Source organism: Mesorhizobium sp. M7A.F.Ca.CA.004.12.1.1 (assembly GCF_003997835.1).
GTDB lineage: Bacteria > Pseudomonadota > Alphaproteobacteria > Rhizobiales > Rhizobiaceae > Mesorhizobium.
The window spans coordinates 1-3,496 of sequence record NZ_RZRK01000659.1; the positions used below are offsets into that span (position 1 = coordinate 1).

Consider the following 3,496-nt stretch of genomic DNA (forward strand, 5'->3'; position numbering starts at 1 on the left):
GGGGGGGGGGGGGGGGGGGGGGGGGGGGGGGGGGGGGGGGGGGGGGGGGGGGGGGGGGGGGGGGGGGGGGGGGGGGGGGGGGGGGGGGGGGGGGGGGGGGGGGGGGGGGGGGGGGGGGGGGGGGGGGCGGTGATCGCACCGGCGACCGCGCGCTCGAGGTCGGCGTCGTCGAAAACGATGAACGGCGCGTTGCCGCCGAGCTCCATCGATACCTTCTTGACGGTGACCGACGACTTCTGGATGAGAAGCTTGCCGACTTCGGTCGATCCGGTGAAGGTGATCTTCGACACCAGCGGATTGGCGCAGATCTCGTCGCCGATCTCGCTGGCCGAACCGGTCAGGATGTTGACGACGCCCTTGGGGAAGCCGACTTCCTCGGCGAGCGCGCCCCAGGCGAGACCCGAATACGGCGTCTGCGACGCCGGCTTGACCACCGCGGTGCAGCCGGCGGCGAGCGCCGGGCCGAGTTTGCGAGCCAGCATCGAGGACGGGAAATTCCATGGCGTGATGGCGGCAATGACGCCGACCGGCTCCTTGGTCACCAGGATGCGGCGGTCCGCCCATGGTGAGGGCACGACATCGCCATAGGTGCGGCGGCCTTCCTCGGCGAACCACAGGATATAGGCGGCGGCGGAGCCAATCTCGCCCTTCGATTCGAACAGCGACTTGCCCTGCTCGATGGTCAGCAGTTCGGCCAGCACGTCCTGATTGTCCATCATCGCGTCATGCAGCTTGCGCAGCAGCTTCGAGCGCTCGAGCGCGGTGGTCTTGCGCCACGACTTGAAGGCGACGGCGGCGGCCTCGATGGCGCGGCGCGTCTCGGCCTTGCCCGACTTCGGCACGGTGCCGATCTTGAGACCGGTGGCCGGATTGTTGACGTCGACCGTCTGGCCGCTGTCGGCCTGCACCCACTCGCCGTTGATGAGATTGGCCTGCCGCATGAAATGGCTGGTTTTCTGAAGCATGGTCTATCCTCCGTTCAGCGCCCTGACGGGCCGGTCTGTGAAATCTTCGGTGAGCGTGCGCCATGGACTGAAGCCGGCACGCCGGAGCCACTGCTCTTTACCGAGGGCAAGGCCCGCAAGCAATCGCAAGATGGCATATAGGGCTTGGGCCACAGCGAGACGAGAGCAGGCGACGTGCTTACCCCGATGCCTTACCCGAAAACGTGCAAGACAACAGTCAGCCAGAAAGCGGTGGTGACGGCGGCGCAGGCCGTGGCGATGGTCATCTGGTTCGACGCCAACGCCTGGCCGGTGTTGAACTGCACCGCGATCAGATAGGAATTGACGCCGGATGGCATCGCGGCCACCATCACCGCCACCTTGGCCGTCAAGGGCGGCAAGCCGAGCAGCCAGACGAAGACCAGGACCAGCGCTGGCATCAGGAACAGCTTCAGCACCGAAAGCACCAACGCCGGCCTGACATTGCCCGAAATGCCGAAGCGGCGCAGGCTGAGCCCCATGGCAAACAGCGCCACCGGACCGGCCGTATCGGCCAGCGCATCGACCAGGCGCATGGCGACATCAGGCAGCGGCGCACCCGTGATGCGCCATGCAAGGCCTGCCAGAATGCCGATGATCAACGGATTCATGAAAAGCCGCCTGAGGAAGCTACGGATAACGCGCAAGGGATGCACGGGTTCGCCGCTGCCGCGGCCGAAGACTTCGAACAACACGATCGAGGCCATCAGCATGATCGGCAGATGCACGGAGACCAGCAGCGACAGCACTTCGAAGCCGCTCGGGCCGAAGATGCCAAGAATGAAGGGAACGCCGAGCAGCACGATATTGGAAAAGGCGGACGAAACCCCGCCGACGACGCCGGCGCGGGCATCCCTGCCGAAGATACGGGTGGTGACCAGATGGCCGGCGGCCCAAGTGATGGCGACCGCGGCGAAATAGGCGCCCCACAGCGACCATGGCGCCACGCCGTGGAAATCGGACTTCACCATTGTCTGGAACAGAAGCAGCGGCATCGCCACGTTGATGGCAAATTCCGATATCCCCTCGCCGCTCGCTGGCTTCAAATAGCCGGTAAACCCGGCGAGATAGCCGAGCGCGACAAGGCTGAAGACGAAAAGGACGGTTTCGGTGAGCGGAGACATTTTTACCGTGACGGGCGAATTTCCCGTGATAGGCGAGCCACGACCGCGACGCAATCGCGCCTGAATTTGATCATCGTCGGCTGGCAGCGTTATAGAGGGTTGGATCATCAGGGCGGACACGAACGACAAATGGCTTTTGTCGGACTCTCGAACCTTAGTCGTTTGCGGCGGGCATGGCTGACGGCTATCGTCGCCGCACTGCTTTGCCTTGCCGCGACCGCGCTTGCAGTTGCCGAGACGAAAAGCCTTAAGGGCGTGGCGCTGATCATCGGCCAGTCGAATTACCTGCACATCGCCGCCCTGCCCAACCCCGCCAACGACGCCCGCGACATGGCCAAGATGCTGACCGACCTTGGCTTCGACGCCCGCAGCGTCACCGACCGCGACGCCACCAAGCTGAAGCGCGACCTGGAGCGGTTCACCGAAGATGCCGACGGCGCCGATGTCGCCTTCATCTACTACTCCGGTCATGGCATCGAGGCCGGCGGCGAAAACTATCTGGTTCCGGTCGATGCCGACGTCCCGTCGCTGAAGGATGCCGGCACCAGCCTTGTGCCGATATCGGCCGTCATGGAGGCATTGAAAAAGACAGTGCCGGTGACGATCATGCTGCTCGATGCCTGCCGCACCAATCCATTCCCCGCGGATGCCATGGTACGGCGCTCACCGACCGCTTCCGCCTCGCCCATAGGCGCCGGCGGGTTGGAGCCGGTGCGCGGCGCCAAGGCGCTCGGCAATGCACCGGCGGCCGACGCGAGCCTGGGTACAGTGGTCGGCTTTGCCGCAGAACCGGGTCATCCTGCACTTGATGGCGCCGCCGGCGAAAACAGCCCTTACGCGTCCGCCCTGCTGCGCCACCTCGCGGCGATGAAGGGCACCGAATTCGGCTCGGTCATGCGCATGGTGACCGAGGAGGTCTATCTCGACACAAAAGCGAAGCAGCGTCCCTGGATCAATGAAAGCCTGCGCCGGCTGCTCTATTTCGGCGTCGCACCAGTGGAGCCGACCGGCGACGACGGACTGATCACAGGCGAAAGGCGCCAGCTCCTGCTGACGATTTCCGGCCTGCCCGACCCGAAACGGGCGCAGGTGGAACTGGCCTCGCTGCAGGAAGGCGTGCCGCTCGACGCGCTTTATGGCGTGCTGAAGGCGCTCGGCACGGAAAAGATCCCCGAAGACCCGACCGACCTGCAAAAGGTGCTCGACGCCCAGGCCGAGCGCCTGAAGAAGATGATGTCCGAGCGTGCAGCACTGCGCACCGACGATCCGGAGATCAAACGGCTTGTCGCTTCCGCCGACAAGGCGATCGGCCAGGGCGCCATCGTGACGGCGCGCAAATTCCTCGACGATGCGGTCGGCCGGGTCGAGCAGACCAACGATGCGGTCGAT

General features: G+C 65.3%; 3 protein-coding genes. 1 reads left to right on the forward strand and 2 read right to left on the reverse strand.

Annotated elements, in window-relative coordinates; all coding sequences use genetic code 11:
* Together EN984_RS27140 and EN984_RS27145 are read right to left on the reverse strand one after the other, a co-directional pair.
* Positions 1-965 (reverse strand): aldehyde dehydrogenase family protein (locus EN984_RS27140; protein ID WP_206517485.1); only part of this gene is annotated, 965 nt, incomplete at its 3' end.
* 191 nt (positions 966-1,156) lie between these two features.
* Positions 1,157-2,107: an AEC family transporter gene (locus EN984_RS27145; RefSeq protein ID WP_027039038.1), complete on the reverse strand. Its 951-nt coding sequence runs from the start codon at positions 2,105-2,107 to the stop codon at positions 1,157-1,159.
* Positions 2,108-2,236: 129 nt separating this feature from the next.
* Between EN984_RS27145 and EN984_RS27150 the strand changes: the two genes are divergently transcribed.
* A partial coding sequence (locus EN984_RS27150; protein ID WP_206517486.1) for a caspase domain-containing protein occupies positions 2,237-3,496 on the forward strand: 1,260 nt, incomplete at its 3' end.

Bases quoted from the DNA above. Each gene is read 5' to 3' on its own strand.
- EN984_RS27145 (WP_027039038.1), bottom strand. From the start codon at position 2,107: ATGTCTCCGCTCACCGAAACCGTCCTTTTCGTCTTCAGCCTTGTCGCG.